General features: G+C 60.7%; 18 protein-coding genes and 1 tRNA gene. 16 read left to right on the forward strand and 3 right to left on the reverse strand.

Features of this window, described 5'->3' with window-relative positions:
• Positions 1–495: 495 nt before the first annotated feature.
• Positions 496–2,352, reverse strand: coding sequence for a DNA mismatch repair endonuclease MutL (gene mutL, locus AC0V6X_RS06135; RefSeq protein ID WP_486183704.1), 1,857 nt, complete (start codon positions 2,350–2,352; stop codon positions 496–498).
• A 204-nt stretch (positions 2,353–2,556) separates the two neighbouring features.
• On the opposite strand from mutL, the gene AC0V6X_RS06140 reads away from it, so the two are divergent.
• The 10 genes from AC0V6X_RS06140 (at position 2,557) to AC0V6X_RS06185 (ending at position 11,739) form a co-directional block, all read left to right on the forward strand.
• Entirely contained in the window at positions 2,557–3,600 is a 1,044-nt protein-coding gene (locus AC0V6X_RS06140) for a rod shape-determining protein (protein ID WP_486183705.1), read from the forward strand.
• Between the two features lie 59 nt (positions 3,601–3,659).
• Positions 3,660–4,565 (forward strand): rod shape-determining protein MreC, encoded by a 906-nt coding sequence (locus tag AC0V6X_RS06145; protein ID WP_486183706.1) that lies wholly within the window; start codon positions 3,660–3,662, stop codon positions 4,563–4,565.
• On the forward strand, positions 4,562–5,122 hold the full coding sequence (locus AC0V6X_RS06150; RefSeq protein WP_486183707.1) for a rod shape-determining protein MreD: 561 nt from the start codon (positions 4,562–4,564) through the stop codon (positions 5,120–5,122). The genes AC0V6X_RS06145 and AC0V6X_RS06150 overlap by 4 nt, the downstream gene beginning before the upstream one ends.
• Positions 5,119–7,224: a penicillin-binding protein 2 gene (gene mrdA / locus AC0V6X_RS06155; protein WP_486183708.1), complete on the forward strand. Its 2,106-nt coding sequence runs from the start codon at positions 5,119–5,121 to the stop codon at positions 7,222–7,224. Before AC0V6X_RS06150 ends, mrdA begins: the two co-directional genes overlap by 4 nt.
• A 50-nt stretch (positions 7,225–7,274) precedes the next feature.
• Complete coding sequence (gene rodA, locus AC0V6X_RS06160) at positions 7,275–8,348, forward strand: rod shape-determining protein RodA (protein ID WP_486185522.1); 1,074 nt, start codon at positions 7,275–7,277, stop codon at positions 8,346–8,348.
• A gap of 141 nt (positions 8,349–8,489) precedes the next feature.
• Positions 8,490–8,565, forward strand: a tRNA-Lys gene (locus AC0V6X_RS06165).
• Between the two features lie 116 nt (positions 8,566–8,681).
• Positions 8,682–9,932, forward strand: coding sequence for a 3,4-dihydroxy-2-butanone-4-phosphate synthase (ribB, locus tag AC0V6X_RS06170; RefSeq protein WP_486183709.1), 1,251 nt, complete (start codon positions 8,682–8,684; stop codon positions 9,930–9,932).
• A 19-nt stretch (positions 9,933–9,951) separates the two neighbouring features.
• Entirely contained in the window at positions 9,952–10,374 is a 423-nt protein-coding gene (gene ribH / locus AC0V6X_RS06175; protein ID WP_486183710.1) for a 6,7-dimethyl-8-ribityllumazine synthase, read from the forward strand.
• Positions 10,375–10,530: 156 nt separating this feature from the next.
• The gene (locus AC0V6X_RS06180; RefSeq protein WP_486183711.1) at positions 10,531–10,734 is read left to right on the forward strand and encodes a hypothetical protein; all 204 of its coding nucleotides are present in this window, start codon (positions 10,531–10,533) and stop codon (positions 10,732–10,734) included.
• 327 nt (positions 10,735–11,061) lie between these two features.
• Positions 11,062–11,739 (forward strand): winged helix DNA-binding protein, encoded by a 678-nt coding sequence (locus tag AC0V6X_RS06185; RefSeq protein ID WP_486183712.1) that lies wholly within the window; start codon positions 11,062–11,064, stop codon positions 11,737–11,739.
• Between the two features lie 119 nt (positions 11,740–11,858).
• Here the strand turns inward: AC0V6X_RS06185 and eno are convergent, their stop codons facing one another.
• Positions 11,859–13,142, reverse strand: coding sequence for a phosphopyruvate hydratase (gene eno, locus AC0V6X_RS06190; RefSeq protein ID WP_486183713.1), 1,284 nt, complete (start codon positions 13,140–13,142; stop codon positions 11,859–11,861).
• Between the two features lie 204 nt (positions 13,143–13,346).
• On the opposite strand from eno, the gene AC0V6X_RS06195 reads away from it, so the two are divergent.
• From AC0V6X_RS06195 to AC0V6X_RS06220, 6 genes are all read left to right on the forward strand, one after another.
• Positions 13,347–13,976 (forward strand): hypothetical protein, encoded by a 630-nt coding sequence (locus tag AC0V6X_RS06195; RefSeq protein ID WP_486183714.1) that lies wholly within the window; start codon positions 13,347–13,349, stop codon positions 13,974–13,976.
• A 42-nt stretch (positions 13,977–14,018) separates the two neighbouring features.
• The gene (locus AC0V6X_RS06200) at positions 14,019–14,486 is read left to right on the forward strand and encodes a phage holin family protein (RefSeq protein WP_486183715.1); all 468 of its coding nucleotides are present in this window, start codon (positions 14,019–14,021) and stop codon (positions 14,484–14,486) included.
• Entirely contained in the window at positions 14,483–14,887 is a 405-nt protein-coding gene (locus tag AC0V6X_RS06205) for a hypothetical protein (protein WP_486183716.1), read from the forward strand. The genes AC0V6X_RS06200 and AC0V6X_RS06205 overlap by 4 nt, the downstream gene beginning before the upstream one ends.
• Positions 14,877–15,452 (forward strand): glycine zipper domain-containing protein, encoded by a 576-nt coding sequence (locus AC0V6X_RS06210; protein WP_486183717.1) that lies wholly within the window; start codon positions 14,877–14,879, stop codon positions 15,450–15,452. Before AC0V6X_RS06205 ends, AC0V6X_RS06210 begins: the two co-directional genes overlap by 11 nt.
• A 109-nt stretch (positions 15,453–15,561) precedes the next feature.
• Positions 15,562–15,792 carry a DUF4170 domain-containing protein gene (locus AC0V6X_RS06215; RefSeq protein ID WP_486183718.1) on the forward strand — a complete coding sequence of 77 codons (231 nt, stop codon included), beginning with the start codon at positions 15,562–15,564 and terminating at the stop codon, positions 15,790–15,792.
• A 20-nt stretch (positions 15,793–15,812) separates the two neighbouring features.
• Positions 15,813–16,301, forward strand: a complete 489-nt coding sequence (locus AC0V6X_RS06220) for a GNAT family N-acetyltransferase (RefSeq protein WP_486183719.1) — start codon at positions 15,813–15,815, stop codon at positions 16,299–16,301.
• 19 nt (positions 16,302–16,320) lie between these two features.
• Here the strand turns inward: AC0V6X_RS06220 and greA are convergent, their stop codons facing one another.
• Positions 16,321–16,797: a transcription elongation factor GreA gene (greA, locus tag AC0V6X_RS06225; RefSeq protein WP_486183720.1), complete on the reverse strand. Its 477-nt coding sequence runs from the start codon at positions 16,795–16,797 to the stop codon at positions 16,321–16,323.
• Positions 16,798–16,914 lie beyond the last annotated feature (117 nt).

The raw sequence follows: 16,914 nt of genomic DNA on the forward strand, positions 1-16,914 counted from the left end.
TCTGATTTCGAAGCTAATTGCGACACGCTCATCCAAGCTTGTCACATTGGCAACTACGTTCGCTTTTCTATGGTAACGGCCCAAAATGAAGGGCTCCCACCCCTCATCTACGAAGCATGCCCGAAGGCGAGACGCTTCCCGTTCATTGTTGGCCTTACCCTCCCGATAGCGATTACAGCTTATCTCGACGTTTCCGTCTGTCTCCCAAAAAAACGTCAGCACGTAGCACTCGTATCCGGGGATAGGTTGGCTCTTAAGCTCGCAGCGGTAATCCGCACACTCACCACTTAGCGGTCCATCAATCCACTGCATTCGGCTTGCCGCTGTCATTTGCGCCTTCAACGAGTTGAGCATCGGGACAAGACTATCGAAGTCGGGGCAAGTCGACTGCGCTCTGGCCATTGCCGGTGTCAGCGCAAAGGCTCCCGCGAAAAACAAGCTTGCCAAACCTCGCATTTTTTCCTCCCAAGATACTCGTGCCCGCGGTCGCTACGCTCAATGCCGCCCAAACAGTTTCTCGACATCCTCCATGTCGAGCTTCACCCATGTGGGCCTGCCATGATTGCATTGCCCTGAGCGGGGCGTGGCCTCCATTTCGCGCAGCAGTGCGTTCATCTCGGCGACGGAGAGCACTCGCCCTGCCCGCACCGATCCGTGGCAGGCCATGGTGGCGAGGACATATTCGAGGCGTTCGGCGAGCAGCAGCGATCCGCTTTCTTCCTGCTTGCCATGCTTGGCAATGTCGTCGGCGAGGTCGCGCAGCAGCTTGCCCGTATCCGCCTTCGCGATCGCGCTGGGCACGGCGCGCACCAACATCGCGGCAGGACCGAAGCGTTCGACTGCGAGGCCAAAGCGCGCAAGGCCTTCGGCCGCATCTTCGAGCCTGTCGCAATCCGCCTCGTCCATTTCGACCACATCGGGGACGAGCAAGGCCTGCGAACGCTTGGTCGCCTCCTCCGCGCCCGACCGCTTCAATCGTTCGAGCACTAGGCGTTCATGCGCGGCGTGCTGGTCAACGAGGATCAGTCCGTCCTTGCTCTCGGCGATGATGTAGGTGTTGGCGACTTGGCCGCGCGCAATGCCGAGCGGGTAGTCCTGCGCGTCTTCAGGCAGCGGTGCGGCAGCCTCGGCGCGACCTTGCGGGAGTGCGGCGTCGCGTGATTGCGGGGCTTGCCCTGCCCAATCCGTCCGGGTCTCAGCGACACTATGAGCAGGGCGCTGTTGCGGAGCAGTCCAGTCACGACCCTCGAAAATTGAGCGCAAGGCGGGCGCTTCTTCGCGCGCAGGTTCCTGCTGCCACCGCTCCATCGCCGCGCGGTCTGGTCCTTGCGCGCTGCGCCTGTCTCCGGTCGCCAGCGCCTGACGAAGCCCTGAGACGATAAAGCCGCGCACGCCCTTTGCATCGCGGAAGCGCACTTCGGTCTTGGCCGGGTGGACGTTCACATCGACATCCTCAGGCGGCACGTCAAGGAACAGCGCGAGCACAGCGTGACGGTCGCGGGCGAGCATGTCCGAATAGGCCCCGCGCACCGCTCCGGTCAGCAGCTTGTCCTTCACCGGACGGCCATTGACGAAGAGATATTGGTGATCGGCGACCCCGCGATTGTAGGTCGGCAGGCCCGCAATGCCGGAAAGCCGCATCGAGCCACTCGGCCCTTCCCGCTCCAGCGCAATTTCAACCGCATTGTCTTTCAGCTCGCGCGCGATGATTTGCGCGACACGGGTGGAGAGCTCCTCATCGCTCTGTGTGGCCAGGGCCTTGCGTGTCTTGCCCTCCGCGCCGTTCTCCAGCGTGAAGGCAACATCGGGCCGGGCCATCGCCAGACGCCGCACAATGTCGAGCGCGGCGATATACTCGCTGCGCGCAGTGCGTAGGAATTTGCGGCGCGCGGGCACTTTTGCAAATATCTGCTCGACCCGTACGCGCGTGCCGACCGGCAGAGCGGCAGGCCCTTGATCAACCACTTCGCCGTGATCGACCATGATGCGCCAGCCATCTTGAGCGCCCGCCACCCGGCTCTCCAATGTCATCCGCGCAACGCTGGCAATGGACGGCAGAGCCTCTCCGCGAAAACCCAACGTGGTGACTTGCTCAATCGCTTCGTCGGGGAGCTTGGAAGTCGCATGGCGTTCCAGCGCCAACGCCAATTCATCCGCGCTCATCCCGCAGCCATCGTCAGTGACCTCGAGTCGCGTCAGCCCGCCATCGGTCAACACAACACCAATTCGCCGCGCGCCGGCATCAATCGCGTTTTCAACCAGTTCCTTAAGCGCCGCAGCAGGGCGTTCGACCACTTCACCGGCGGCAATTCGGTTCACAAGGTCACTGGGAAGGCGGCGAATTTGGGGCATTTGTCGCAAGCTAGCCCTCAGTGACCGCAAATTCGAGGGCTACCGGGGAAAATACTGACCCTCGTCAACAAAAATTTTAGCAATTTTGGCAAGCTTTCGCTAGGCGACAGGAGGTCGCGTCAATTTTGGGATCGATTGACGAGGCAAGCCACCTTTCAGGCGCTTCAGATACCCCACGATCCAGACAACGGAAACGACATAAGAATGAGCTTCTGGAACAACCTGTTCAAATTCGGTTCGCAGAACATGGCGATTGACCTCGGCACGGCGAACACGCTGGTCTATGTCCAGGATCAGGGCATTGTCCTCAACGAACCCAGCGTCGTCGCGATTGAGACGATCAACGGGATCAAGCGGGTCAAAGCCGTGGGCGATGATGCAAAGATGATGATGGGCAAGACGCCCGACTCAATCGAAGCTATCCGCCCGCTTCGCGACGGTGTGATCGCCGACATCGAAATTGCGGAGGAGATGATCAAGCACTTCATCCGCAAGGTGCATGGTCGCAAGAACCTGTTCCGTTATCCAGAGATCGTGATCTGCGTTCCCTCAGGCTCTACCTCGGTTGAAAAGCGCGCGATCCGCGATGCGGCGTCGAATGCTGGCGCTTCCGAAGTGCACCTGATTCTTGAACCGATGGCTGCAGCGATTGGCGCGGATATGCCGGTGACTGAGCCGGTTGGCTCCATGGTCGTGGACATTGGCGGCGGCACGACTGAGGTTGCGGTGCTCTCACTGCGCGGTCTTGCCTACACTACGTCTGTTCGCACCGGCGGCGACAAGATGGACGAAGCTATCGTTTCCTACGTGCGTCGACACCACAACCTGCTGATCGGCGATTCCACGGCAGAGCGGATCAAGAAGGATTACGGTATCGCTGTCGTGCCCGAAGACGGCGCGGGCGAGAGCATCACGCTGAAAGGCCGCGACCTCGTCAACGGCGTTCCCAAAGAGATCACTATCAACCAGGCGCATGTGGCAGAGGCTCTGTCTGAGCCTATCGGCGCTATCGTCGAAGGCGTGCGCATCGCGCTGGAGAACACCGCGCCGGAATTGGCTGCAGACATTGTCGACCAAGGCATCGTTCTGACCGGCGGCGGCGCGTTGATCCGCCGTCTGGACGAACATCTGCGTGAAGAGACCGGCCTGCCCGTCTCTATCGCCGAAGACCCGCTGACCTGCGTTGCCATCGGCACCGGCCGGGCGATGGAAGACCCGATCTACCGCGGTGTCTTGATGTCGGCATAAGCAACAACCACGTAAGCGCGCAGCTGCGGGGGAAATATAAGTAGAGGACTACAGGGGCCATGGCGCCGCCAACTTCGCGTCGATCGGGCTTTTCGAGAAAGCAGCAATATTCGGTCTTTACCGGATATCTGCTGGCGACGGTCGGCGCGCTCGTGGGATTGGCTTTGCTGGCACTCTCCCTTTGGCAACCATCAGCCATGCAACCCCTGCGCGGTGCGGCAAGCGATGTGACCGCTCCGGTTGGTGAGGCCACTGGCGCCGTGCGCGGAGAAGGTCAGGGCTTGTGGTCCTCCATCACCGGCTATTGGCGCGCGGGCAGTCAGAACGCGGCCCTGCGCGAAGAGGTCGAAGTTGCCCGCATCCGTTTGGCTGAGGCCGAGGCGATCGAGGCTGAAAATCGCCGCCTGAAGGCTCTGCTTGGACTATCGAGCGAGGTTGCCGAACCGATTGCCACAGCGCGCCTTGTTGGGTCCAGTTCCTCTAGTGCGCGGCGTTTCGCTTATATGGGTGTGGGTTCCTCTGACGGGGTTGAGATTGGCATGCCAGTTCACTCGGAGCGCGGTGTGATCGGGCGGGTGCTGGAAACCTCGCTCGGCTCGTCACGCGTGCTGCTGCTGACCGACACCGAAAGCGTGTTGCCGGTGCGCCGACACTCCGACCAAACAGTGGCCTTTGCCGAAGGGCGCGGAGATGGCCTCCTGCGAATTCGCCTGATCAACCTTGGCCTCAACCCGCTGAAAGAGGGCGATGTCTTCGTCACCAGCGGAGCCGGAGGCTATTACCGGCCCGGCGTCGCGGTTGCGGTGCTCTCTGAGCTGACGCCCGATGGCGGGATCGCGCAGCTGATCGCAGAGCCCTCTGCCACCAACTTTGTTGTGGTCGAGCCGATCTACGAACCCGCCGCGGTCGAAGCTTCCGAAGTGCGCGACCGGGTTGAGCTTACGCAAGAGGAGGTCAGCGATTGATTGATCGCCTTGGCCCACCCGTGCAGCGCCGCGCCTATGGCGGACAGGGGATCAACCGCGTCGAGAGCCCCTGGCGCGCACGCTCGGTCCATTACATCACCATCCTGCTGGGGTCGCTACTGCCAATCTTTGTGCTGGCGGACATCATGCCGGTCGTCCCGCCTTTGGGTTTCATCATCTTCCTTGGCTGGAGGCTGATGCGACCCGGCCTCATGCCGATGTGGGTTGGCGTGCCGTTGGGCGCGTTTGACGATCTGTTCAGCGGCCAGCCCTTTGGCAGCGCGATCCTGCTATGGTCGGTGACGATGATCACGCTTGAGCTGATAGAGACACGCTTCCCATGGCGTGGATTTTGGCAGGACTGGTTCACCGCTGGTCTAGCCATCGTGCTCTATATCGTGCTCGCCATGGTGGTTTCCGGCGCAACGATCACTCCTCCGCTTGTCATCGCATCTCTGCCGCAGATTGCGTTATCGGTGCTGCTCTACCCATTCTTTGCGCGGATCATCGCCTGGGCCGACCGCTATCGCCTGTCCCGGTCGCGGAGGATTGGATGAAGCGGTTCTTCTCCTTTGGGTCGGGAGCGAAGAAAAGAACCGGTCCCGTCGTCAACGCCTCCACCCTTCGCAACACATTCGACCGCCGCGCTGTCGTTATTGCCGGCATCCAAGGCGGCATTGGCGTGCTGCTGGCGGTGCGCATGGGCTACATCGCGATTGCGGAGAATGAGAAGTATCGGCTCGAATCCGAAAGCAACCGGGTCAATCTGACGCTAATCCCGCCGCGTCGTGGCTGGATACTCGACCGCAACGGTGCGCCGCTTGCTTCGAACCGCGCAGATTTCCGCGTCGATGTGATACCCGAGCGCCTCTCCGAACCGGACGCCATGATCGACAAGATCGGCGAGCTGCTCGATCTGGAACCAAGCCGCATCAACGACCTCAAGACAGAGATCGCCGCGACCAAAGGCTTTGCTCCCATCGAAGTCGCGACAGGACTGGATTACGAGCAATTCGCAGCGTTGAGCGTGCGCTTGCCAGACATGCAGGGTGTGATCCCACAGCGCGGTTTCTCCCGCTTCTACCCTACAGCCTCCAGCGTCGGCCACCTGATCGGCTATGTCGGGCCCGCCAATGCTGAGGAGTTTGACGAGGAGGACCGCAACCCGCTCCTCATCACGCCGGGCTACAAGATCGGCAAAGACGGGCTAGAGCGCCAGTTTGAAACCGATCTGCGCGGCGTTCCGGGTGCGCGCCGGGTTGAGGTGACCGCGGGCGGGCGCATCGTGCGCGATCTGGAGACGCGCGACGACATTCAAGGCGATCCGGTTCAGCTGACCATCGACGGTCCGCTTCAGGACTATGCCGCGCGCCGCATCGGGCTGGAGAGCGGATCGGTCGTCGTCATGGATTGCTGGACCGGAGAGCTTCTGTGCATGGCCAGCATGCCCAGCTTCGACCCCAATTCCTTCTCAGACGGGATCGGTTCGGTCGAATATGCGATGCTGCGCGAAGATGCGCGTGTGCCTTTGCGCAACAAGGTCTTGAAGGGCCTCTACCCGCCCGGATCCACCGTAAAGCCGATGCACTGCATGGCGTTTCTCAAAGCCGGGATTGACCCGCGCGAGACGATTTCCTGCGGAGGTGGACGGCGCATTGGCAACCGCTTCTTCAACTGCTGGAGCAATCACGGCACGGTCGATATGGCGAAGTCGATCTACCAATCGTGTGACAGCTATTACTACCACTTCGCCCAGCAAATCGGCTTTGAGAAAGTCGCTGAGATGGCACGCGATCTGGGTATGGGCGAGGAATTTGACCTGCCCGTCACCAGCCAGTTCTACGGCACCGTCCCGGACCCGGAGTGGAAGTTCAACAAATTCGGGCGCGAATGGCAGCCCTTTGACACGGTCAACGCCTCCATCGGCCAAGGCTACTACCTCTCCAGCCCCTTGCAGCTCGCGGTCATGACGGCGCGGCTTGCAACCGGCCTGAGGATCAATCCCAAGCTGGTGATGGACGGTCAAACGCCTGAGCCTGAGAGCTATAATTTCGAAGCCGACCACATCAATTACATCCGCCAGGCGATGAGCGATGTCGTCAACGGCCCCGGCACGGCGGGGCGCGGGCGGCTGCCCTTCCCCGATATCCAGATGGCGGGCAAGACCGGCACCGCGCAGGTCGTATCTCTCAGCATATCGGACGGGCGGACCGGCCCTTGGAAATACCGCGATCACGGCCTCTTCACCTTCTTCGGCCCGACCGAGCAGCCCCGCTATGCAGGTGCCGTTGTGATCGAGCATGGCGGTGGCTCTGGCGCGGCCTACCCGATTGCGCGCGACGTGATGACCTTCCTGTTCGACCCGGCCAAGGGGATGGACGCTCTGCGCGCGCTTGAAAGGCAATGGGGCGGAACTGCTCAGCAGCGCCTGGAGCGCCGCTATGCCGCCTATGCCGCTGAGCGCGGCGCGACCGTCGTTGCTCCACCACGCCGTGATGAGGATATCTTTGATCGCGTCGAAGCCGAAGCGCGGTTGGCGGCCGAAGAAACGCAGGAAATCGGCGACAACTTCGTGGCGCCACGCAGCGGCGACAATCCCTCTGGCACAAGCCCAAGCGACGCGCTGACCCCTGTTGAAGAACGCGGAGCCACCGAGTGAGCACCGCGACGGGCATCATTCCAGAGCCAATAGCGCGCCAGCCATGGCGGATGCTGATCCCGCTCTTCATGCTCATCACCTTTGGTGCCGCGGTGCTCTATTCCGCGGCCGGGGGTTCGATGGAGCCCTACGCCTCATCCCATTTGATCCGTTTCGGCGTGCTGCTGGTGATGGCTTCGGTCATCGCCTCGCTCCCAAGGGAGTTCGTCCGGTTCATGACCTACCCCGCTTATGCGGTGGTGTTGGTCCTGCTGCTGGGCGTGGAGATTATCGGGCAGGTCAATGGAGGCAGCCAGCGCTGGCTCAACCTCGGCTTTATGGTCTTACAGCCCTCTGAGTTAATGAAGCCGGTGATCGTTGTCGTGCTCGCCCATTTCTTCTCCAGCCTGCCGGTGGGGATGATCGGAAGTTGGCGAGCTCTGCTGATACCGGGCGCGTTCATCGGATTGCCGGTCGCGCTCGTCCTTCTCCAACCCGACCTCGGTACATCATTGGCGATCATGTTTGGCGGAGCGGTAGTCATGCTGCTTGCCGGATTACCAATGCGGTGGTTCGTCACCGGAGGCATCGCCGCCCTCGCCGCCGCGCCATTGGTTTTCTTCTTCGGGCTTCAGGATTACCAGCAGCGCCGCATCCTGACGATGTTCGACCCGAGCGCCGATCCGCAAGGCGATGGCTATCACATCATCCAATCCCAGATCGCAATTGGTTCAGGCGGCATCTTTGGCAAGGGCTTCAACAATGGCTCGCAGAGCCACCTGCAATATCTGCCGGAGCCGCACACCGACTTCGTCTTTGCAACCATGGCAGAGGAATGGGGGCTGGTCGGCGGCCTGTTCGTGCTCGCGGTGTTCTCAATCATTTTGCGCTGGGGTTTGAATGTCGCGCGCACGTCCAAGGACCGTTTCTCCAGTCTGTTGGCGGGCGGCATGGTGGCGACGATCTTCTTCTACGTCGCGGTCAATCTGCTGATGGTGATGGGCCTTGCCCCTGTGGTGGGCATCCCCCTGCCCTTCATGAGCCATGGCGGCTCTTCGATGATGACCAACATGATCTGCATCGGGGCCTTGATGATGGTCAACAGCTGGAACCGCAGAGCACCCAGCGGAGGGCTCGCGGGCTAACGGAATGCTGCATGTGCGAATTAGCCCTTTTCATTCGCAAAGGGCACGCTATATGCAGCGCCTCGCGAGATTCGGGACGCCGGTTCACACCCCTCCCCCTCGCCCCGCTTACCCAAGCGGCCGATCACAAAATCGGAATATGGACGCATAGCTCAGTTGGTAGAGCAGCTGACTCTTAATCAGCGGGTCCTAGGTTCGAACCCTAGTGCGTCCACCATACCTTCTTCCGGATGAGATCGTGCAGCAGCAGAGCCAAGCGCGCTCCACTACATTTCCACTGCGATGTGAGCGCGCGCGGGTTGCAATCACATCGAAATGTGATACTGAACTTGCATGAGCACATCGACCATCACACGAGTCCGCGACCTCATCGCTTCCGGAGAGTTCACCAAGGCCGGGATTGCCCGTGCAGCTGGCCTCCACGCCAACACTTTGCGCGATGCGAGCGAGCCGGACTGGAACCCCACCGCTGACACTCTGTCCAAGCTTCAAAGCTTCATTGACGCCAATGATGACACGCCCGTCCTCGTCGGGATTGAGGAGATCATCGATGAAGCCCGCAACGGCCGGATGTATATCCTGGTCGATGATGAAGACCGTGAGAACGAAGGCGACCTGATCATCCCGGCGCAGATGGCGACGCCTGCAGCAGTCAACTTCATGGCAACCCACGGACGCGGGCTTATCTGCCTGGCGCTCGACAAGGCGCGGGTGGATCAACTCGGCCTCGATCCGATGAGCCGCAACAACAAGGAAAGCATGCAGACCGCCTTCACCGTCTCGATCGAGGCGAAGGAAGGCGTCACCACCGGCATCTCCGCCGCCGACCGGGCGCGGACGGTATCTGTGGCCATCGACGCGACCAAAGGCGCCGACGACATCGTTACGCCGGGCCATGTCTTCCCGTTGACCGCGCGGGAGGGCGGCACTCTGGTGCGCGCTGGGCATACGGAGGCAGCAGTCGATATCTCGCGCCTCGCCGGGCTGAACCCCAGCGGCGTCATCTGCGAGATCATGAACGAAGACGGCAGCATGGCGCGGCTCGAAGACTTGATCGCATTTGCCCGCCAGCACGGCCTCAAAATCGGTACGATCCGCGACCTGATCGCCTACCGCATGCGCAATGATCACCTGGTCGAGCGCATGGACGAGCGCGCGTTTGAGAGCGACTATGGCGGCCAATGGCGCCTCATCACCTACCGCGACAAAGTGGCCAGTAACGAAGCTTACGTCCTGCAAAAGGGCCACGTCGTACCCGGCGAGCCCACCCTCGCCCGCGTTCATCCCATTTCGGTCTTTGACGATGTGTTGGGTGCGCCCGGCCCTCGCAAACGCACTCTGCAACGCGCCATGGGCGCAATCGGGGAGCATGGATCAGGCGTCATCGTGATCCTGACCCAGCGCGTGGGCACCAGCAACGAATGGTCAAAGGACGAACAGGACCGCAATATCGGCATCGGTTCGCAGATCCTTGCCGATTTGGGTGTGGATGACATGGTCCTCCTGACCAATTCGCGGCCTGACCTTGTCGCGCTGGACGGCTATGGCATCACCATCACCGACTTCAAGCCGATCCCCGAATGAGCTGACGGAGCAAGCACACATGGCCAAATTTCTCATCGTCGAAGCGCGCTTCTACGCCCATCTCAACGACATGCTCATCGCCGGGGCACGCGCGGCTCTTGAGGCGGAGGGGCATGAGGTTGAAGTGCTGACCGTTCCCGGCGCGCTCGAAATTCCGGGCGCCATCGCTCTGGCCATGGAGAGCGAGGAATATGCCGGCTTCGTCGCCATCGGCGTCGTCATTCGCGGCGAAACCTACCATTTCGAAATCGTCGCCGGCGAAAGCGCCCGCGCGATCATGGCTTTGACCATGGATGGGATCGCCATCGGCAACGGCATCCTAACCGTCGAGAACGAGGATCAAGCCCTGGTCCGCGCAGACCCAGCGCAAAAGGACAAGGGTGGCGAAGCGGCCAAGGCGGCTATCGCTCTGTATGATCTCGCGACCCGTTTCAGCCGTTAAGCGGTTATATTTGCGTGCTAAGTTGAGGGCCGCGGGCCCTGACTAGGTAGTGCTCCGGATACATCTGCAAACGTTACTTGCGTAATCCTACTCATGGGGCGCGATCGGACGGAGTCTTGATGAGAGACTGCGATAGCCCCACGATGGGATCGAAAAATGACAAATTTGACTATGGACGAATTTGGCGAGCTGCAAGACAGCCTCGCCGTACTGGATGATGTGCTGGAGAGTCTCGACCGAATAGGAGCGGGCATTGCCGCCATTCATGTCGATGCGGCGATTGACCAGCTTAGGTGCAACATTGATTACTGCGTCGCCGGACAAATTCCGATGCGCGAGCTTATTCTCCCGCATGGATAGCGCCCTCAAATGGGCGAAATCCACAAGGCCCCTGAGACATTCAGCATATTTCTCAGAGCCTTAGAGACCTAGTGAAGTCCCTTAAGCGCTTTTCCGTAATGGTCAGACGCGGGGGATTCACTACGTTTCATGTGGGGCAAAGATCACATGTGAGATCTCGCTGTAATGGTGTCCGCCCCCATGGGAGGATCAATTGACGTTGACTCGCATCATCGCAGATCCGGCTTCGCAAAAACCTTTGCTCATGCGCAGGAAAGCGAAGGGGGCTCCACTTGCGCTTCATGCACAAGACAAAGGTGCAATCTGCGCTGCTGGCGGGTCTCAGTCATGAGTGATTTCAAACCCAGCGGAATGCAGAGTGACCTCACCATAACGCCCAAAATGCGCGAAGATGGTGCTGCGGGCTCGCTGGATCTCGCGAATTTGGCGGCAAAGCTGAGTGCGATTGCGGCGGAATTGCGCGGAGAGGGCCGGTATTCTTCTGAGCGTGATGCAAGCGACGCGTTGACGACGCTTGCCGAACGCAGCGCCGGGCTGGCTAGCGGAGCCACTCGGTCCAGCGAATTGTCCAAGCATCACAATGCGCGCACTGCTCCGGGCGGGCAGCGAGGCAATCATCTCACGCTTGCAGTGGCGAGCGACAGTGGCAGCGTCGAAGCAATGCGCAGAGCCAATGCCGAATATGCGCGGGAGGCTTACGCAAAGCGACGCCGCCGTTCGGGCATCTTTGGTAATGAAGAGCTGTTTGGAGAGCCCGCCTGGGACATCTTGCTAGACCTCTACATCGCGCATGTTGATGACAAACCGGTCTCTGTATCGAGCGCCTGCATCGGCTCCGCCGCACCGCCCACGACCGGGTTGCGTTGGCTCGGATTGCTCTCGGAACAGGGGCTAGTTTTGCGCGAGCACGATCCTGACGATCAGCGCCGCGTCCTCGTGCGTCTGACCGAACAAGGGCTTTGCGCCATGGACGAATATTTCGCTAGCGCTGGGCTGTCTGCATAGCAGCGGCGCTGGCGCGCGTCCGGAGCCCGCCCTCTTTTCACCCCTGTCGAGAGGACGGCTTCGGGCGCGACCTTTTGTTTAGATCGGACTTATGTCGATCAGGCTTATCTCAATCAGCCTCAGAGTGCTCCAAAACAACCCCGGCCAGCATAGACCGCGCTGTCGCCAAGCTCTTCCTCAATCCGGATCAGCTGGTTGTATTTGGCAAGCCGGTCAGAACGCGCGAGCGAGCCGGTTTTGATCTGTCCGCAATTAGTCGCAACGGCGAGGTCCGCGATGGTCGCGTCCTCAGTCTCGCCCGAACGGTGGCTCATCACCGAAGTGTAACGCGCGCGGGTCGCCATATCGACGGCGGCGAGCGTCTCGGTCAAAGTGCCGATCTGGTTGACCTTCACCAGCAGAGAGTTGGCCAGACCCTTGGCGATGCCGTCCGACAGGCGCGCGGGGTTGGTCACGAACAGATCGTCACCGACCAGCTGGACTTTGTCCCCAATCGCGTCGGTGACAGCCTTCCAGCCTTCGAAGTCATCCTCATCCATGCCGTCTTCGATGGAGCGTATCGGATAGTCCTCGCACAATTTGGCGAGGTAATCCGCCATGCCTGCGCCATCGAGGCTCAGCCCCTCGCCCGAGATTTCGTATTTGCCGTCCTTGTAGAACTCGGTCGCGGCGCAATCGAGCGCGAGGACGATGTCTTCGCCCGGCTTGAACCCGGCCTGCTCAACCGACGCCATGATGAAGTCGAGCGCGGCGCGCGTGCTGGCAAGGTCCGGCGCAAAGCCGCCTTCGTCGCCCACACTTGTCGCGAGCCCCTTGTCATGCAGGCCTTTTTTGAGCGTGTGGAACACCTCACTGCCCCAGCGCACAGCCTCTGCAATGGAGTCAGCTCCCACGGGCATGATCATGAATTCCTGGATGTCGATCGGGTTGTCGGCGTGCTCACCACCATTGATGATGTTCATCATCGGCACGGGCAAGACGTGGGCCGAAACACCGCCAAGATAGGAATAGAGCGGCAAACCGCGCGCATTCGCCGCTGCCTTGGCCACGGCCAGACTGGTGCCAAGGATCGCATTCGCGCCAAGCCGGGCTTTGTTCGGAGTGTCGTCCAACGCCACCATCGAAAGGTCGATATCGCGCTGATCTTCGGCATCGAACGCGCCGATCAGCAGGTCGCGGATCTCTGTGTTGACCGCTTCAACCGCTTTCAGCACGCCCTTGCCCAGATAGCGTCCCTTTTCGCCGTCGCGCAGCTCAACCGCCTCATGCGCGCCCGTTGAGGCGCCTGAAGGCACCGCCGCCCGGCCAAAACTGCCATCGTCGAGCAGCACATCCACTTCGACCGTGGGATTGCCCCGGCTGTCGAGAATTTCGCGTCCATGGATGTCGATAATCGCGGTCATATTGAACTCCGGCTCGAAAGTGTTATATTAAGGTAAGACACCCCGGAGATCCACATATCCGAGGTCAAAATAGCTGCCTTCCCGCGCACCCCTATTCTCCCGATCACGGCGGTGCAAGCGGCGGAGGTTTGAATTGGGATTTAATCAGGCAGAGCGCGCAATTTCTCTCTGGAAAATCGCGCGCTGGAAGGGCAGAAAGAGAATATGGCAGAACGCAAAACCACCCGAACCACCGCCAAGTCGAGCGCGAAGGGTTCGACCCGCAAAACGACAACTCGCAAGGCTGCGCCCAAAAAGACCGGCGCGACCTCTGCAAAAGCAACGGCGAAACCCAAAGCCAGTGCCAAGACGCAAACCAATGGCGGCGGCACGGCTGAGGCGAAAAGCCGGTTCAACGCTGCTCTTGAAGAGGCCAAAGCAGGTGCAGCGGCACTGCGTAGCGAGGCGACAACCCGTGCGGACGACTATCGCGAGCAGGCCAAGTCCAAAGGAGACGATTTGATGAGTGACGCAAAAGTCTATGGCGAAAAGGCCAAAACCCGCGCTGGCGAGTTGGCCACAGAGGGCAAAGCCGCAGCCAGCGACGCACTTTCCTCACTCGGCAAAACCGTCGGAGAAACCGCTGAACAGATCGATGAACGCTTTGGCGAGCAATATGGCGATTATGCCCGCTCCGCCTCGCGCACCCTTGCAGAAACCTCTGCCAAACTCGAAGCGAAGAGCGTTGAGGAAATCGGCGAAGATGCGCGCGAAATGGTCCGCAAGAGCCCGGCAGTGGCCGTCGGCATCGCGGCAGTCGCAGGTTTCCTGCTGGCGCGATTGTTCCGTCGCTAAAATCGCAAGCGGGCAGCGGTGAACGCCAAAGGGGCTGAATGAATGGACGGTGCAGACCGGCAATCGGGCGCGGAACCTTCCGGTGATCCCGCCCGAGATGCGCCGGAAGCTGACCCGACAGAGCAAGCGCCAGGTGCAGATGATAGCCCGCCCTCACCTCCCTACAACGAGTCCCTGACCGAGGAATTGAGCGCGCTCATCGACGATGGGCGCACCTATGCGCAGGCCGAGCTCGCCTTCCAGAAGACCCGCGCCAAATTGGGCGGAAAGCTGGTCGGCGTGTCAATCGGGCTTGGCATTGTCGCGCTGATCTTGCTCCACATTGCTTTCCTTGCGCTGGCCGTCGGCCTGGTGATCGCGCTTGAGCCTCTGGTGACGATCTGGGGCGCTATTGGGATTGTCTTTGGCGGGCTGCTTCTGGTGGTGGCCTTGCTTTGCTGGATGGCTTTCCGGCGCATTCAAAAGCTTGGAACCCTATTTGCATCCTCCGATGATGGAGCGGGCACATGAGCCGGCTCGACGATCAATTTGTAGAGGACCGCGTCCTGCGCGATGCGTCAAAGGCCGTGCTGATAGCCGACATCGAACACGCAAGGGCAAGCTTCTCCGCCAAAGGTCTCGCTGACCGGGTTGGCTCGCGCATTGGTGATGGCGCGGTCGACGTGATCGAACAGGGCAAGGAGAAGGTCGGCAAGAACGGCGGAATTATCGCCGGATTGGTCGGTCTGTTGGTCCTGTGGCTCGGCCGCGAACCCTTGATGGAGGCCATTGGTCGCCTGATCGACAAAGTCGACGAAGAGCTTGAGGCTGAAAAAGCGGAGCTTGCCGAAAGCCAAACCGCAGACAATATTGTTCCAGAAGAAGGCGCCTCCCCCTCGCCTGAAACACCCGGAGACGAAAATGAGCAGTAAAACCTCCGCCGCCGATCAAAAGCGCGATGAGCTGCGCGTTAAGATCGAAGCCAGCGAACGCCGGATCGCAGAGCGCACCTTGGGTGACAGCGCGCGCGAGGCCGCCAAGGCGGCCAGTGACTATGCCAAGGCCAACCCTTTGCAAGTGGTCGGCGGTGCGATTGCGGTCGGAGTGCTGATCGGGTTGATGACCAATCCGGGCCGCGCGGTGGCGACCAAAGCCGCCAGCAATGCAGCTGGCGCTGTCGGCAATGCGGCATCCAGCGCAGGCACCAAGGTCGGCGGTGTTGTCAAAGCGCGCGGGTCACAATTCGGTTCTCTCGTTGCAGACGCATTGGTCGCCTATGGCATCAAGCTGATCGACGAAGCGCTCAGCGGTGCGCGCGCTGGGCAGGACAAGATTGAGGATCTGGGCGACACCGCCTCGGCTAAGGCGCGCGAACTTCGCCGCGATGCGGGCTATGCTGCAGGTAGCGCTGCTGACAAGACCCGGACTGTCGCTCGCCGCACTCGCCGCCGCGCCACGCGCGCAGTGCGCGATCTTACCAGCAAGGTCGGCAGCTGACGCGGCAAGAAACCTGCGGCGTTGCCTGACTTGTCTTGTGCGCCACTTGTCTTGATCGCGGCTTTCGCTAAAGGACGCGCCAACAGCATAACTTCCAAGGGGATCGACAATGGAAGAAGCCACTCCAACTCAGCGCCTTCACCTGGTTATGGGCGGGCGCGTCACGGACCCACGCGGCCACGAATTTGCGGACCCGGAAAGTGTCCATGTCGTCGGCGTTTACAGCTCATATGATGCAGCCGTGGACGCGTGGCGCGCTCAAGCGCAGCGCACGGTCGACGACGCAGAAATGAAGTATGTCGTCGTCCATATTCACAAGCTGCTGACGCCGGACGAGTAAGCCTCACGGCTCTCCCAGCCATGGCCTATTCCCTTCGCCTCTACCGAGATGCGGACTCAGAGGCGCTGTGCGATGTCGCTCAGGCAGCCATTCGCACGATCGGAGAGCATGGCTACAGCACTGAGCAAGTCTCCATCTGGGCGGCGCTCCACCGGGGCGCTCAGATGTATCGCGACCGCACGGCGCAAGGGCATGCGATATTCGTCGCCGTCGATGAGGCCGATCAACCGGTCGCCTACGCCCTGCTAGAGCCAGACGGTCATCTCGACCGGCTTTACAACCATCCCGATCACACACGGCAGGGCTTGGCCTCCCGTCTGCTAGAGATGGCGGAGGCGCATGCGCGCGAGATTGGCTGTGCGCGCCTCTACACCGAGGCAAGTGAGCTCGCCCGCCCCGCTTTTGAGCGCGCGGGCTATCAGGTCACACACAGGCGCGACTTTGAAATCGAACACGAAGGCAAGTCCGTGCCGATCCACAATTTCGCAATGGAGAAACCCCTCATTTGAGGGGACTACCCGCGAAAGTTCAGACGAATTCGATCTTTTCGACGAGGTAGAACTTGTCGCCCGATGGCACCGTGACCTCAATCTCTTCATCGACCTGCTTGCCGATCATCGCGCGAGCGATGGGCGAGGTGTAGGAGATGCGGCCCTTGGCGGCGTCTGCCTCTGTCTGACCAACGATCTGGTACTTCACCGGCTTGTCGTCTTCGTCGAGCAGCGTCACGGTCGCGCCAAAGACCACCTTGTCGCCTGACAGGGTGGCAGGATCAATGATCTGCGCACGGCTGACCTTGTCCTCAAGGTCAGAGATTTGCGCTTCAACCTGGCCCTGACGCTCTTTCGCAGCGTGATATTCAGCGTTCTCAGAGAGGTCGCCATGGGCGCGCGCCTCTTCAATCGCATCGACAATCAGGGGACGTTCCTCGCGCAAAGCTTTGAGATCTGCCATCAGCAGCTCATAGCCTTCTTGCAGCATCGGAACCTTTTCCATCGTTGCCATTCCTACATCTTTCTATGTCTTGCCCCCACCCCGACATCCCAATCGAAATTCGGGAAATTTCGACCCTGACCGCTCTCGTCTGAGCGGCCTTGCTGGGTCAAAATGTCGGGAAGGACA

It is taken from the genome of Erythrobacter sp. S267, assembly GCF_057365045.1.

What these genes read in the sequence shown, in the direction of transcription:
- AC0V6X_RS06180 (WP_486183711.1), top strand. Translation starts at nt 10,531, where the DNA reads ATGACAAATTTGACTATGGACGAATTTGGCGAGCTGCAAGACAGCCTC.
- ribH (WP_486183710.1), top strand. Translation starts at nt 9,952, where the DNA reads ATGGCCAAATTTCTCATCGTCGAAGCGCGCTTCTACGCCCATCTCAAC.
- mrdA (WP_486183708.1), top strand. Translation starts at nt 5,119, where the DNA reads ATGAAGCGGTTCTTCTCCTTTGGGTCGGGAGCGAAGAAAAGAACCGGT.
- eno (WP_486183713.1), bottom strand. Translation starts at nt 13,142, where the DNA reads ATGACCGCGATTATCGACATCCATGGACGCGAAATTCTCGACAGCCGG.
- AC0V6X_RS06140 (WP_486183705.1), top strand. Translation starts at nt 2,557, where the DNA reads ATGAGCTTCTGGAACAACCTGTTCAAATTCGGTTCGCAGAACATGGCG.
- greA (WP_486183720.1), bottom strand. Translation starts at nt 16,797, where the DNA reads ATGGCAACGATGGAAAAGGTTCCGATGCTGCAAGAAGGCTATGAGCTG.
- AC0V6X_RS06195 (WP_486183714.1), top strand. Translation starts at nt 13,347, where the DNA reads ATGGCAGAACGCAAAACCACCCGAACCACCGCCAAGTCGAGCGCGAAG.
- AC0V6X_RS06205 (WP_486183716.1), top strand. Translation starts at nt 14,483, where the DNA reads ATGAGCCGGCTCGACGATCAATTTGTAGAGGACCGCGTCCTGCGCGAT.
- AC0V6X_RS06185 (WP_486183712.1), top strand. Translation starts at nt 11,062, where the DNA reads ATGAGTGATTTCAAACCCAGCGGAATGCAGAGTGACCTCACCATAACG.
- AC0V6X_RS06145 (WP_486183706.1), top strand. Translation starts at nt 3,660, where the DNA reads ATGGCGCCGCCAACTTCGCGTCGATCGGGCTTTTCGAGAAAGCAGCAA.
- rodA (WP_486185522.1), top strand. Translation starts at nt 7,275, where the DNA reads ATGCTGATCCCGCTCTTCATGCTCATCACCTTTGGTGCCGCGGTGCTC.
- AC0V6X_RS06200 (WP_486183715.1), top strand. Translation starts at nt 14,019, where the DNA reads ATGGACGGTGCAGACCGGCAATCGGGCGCGGAACCTTCCGGTGATCCC.
- AC0V6X_RS06215 (WP_486183718.1), top strand. Translation starts at nt 15,562, where the DNA reads ATGGAAGAAGCCACTCCAACTCAGCGCCTTCACCTGGTTATGGGCGGG.
- ribB (WP_486183709.1), top strand. Translation starts at nt 8,682, where the DNA reads ATGAGCACATCGACCATCACACGAGTCCGCGACCTCATCGCTTCCGGA.
- AC0V6X_RS06220 (WP_486183719.1), top strand. Translation starts at nt 15,813, where the DNA reads ATGGCCTATTCCCTTCGCCTCTACCGAGATGCGGACTCAGAGGCGCTG.
- AC0V6X_RS06210 (WP_486183717.1), top strand. Translation starts at nt 14,877, where the DNA reads ATGAGCAGTAAAACCTCCGCCGCCGATCAAAAGCGCGATGAGCTGCGC.
- mutL (WP_486183704.1), bottom strand. Translation starts at nt 2,352, where the DNA reads ATGCCCCAAATTCGCCGCCTTCCCAGTGACCTTGTGAACCGAATTGCC.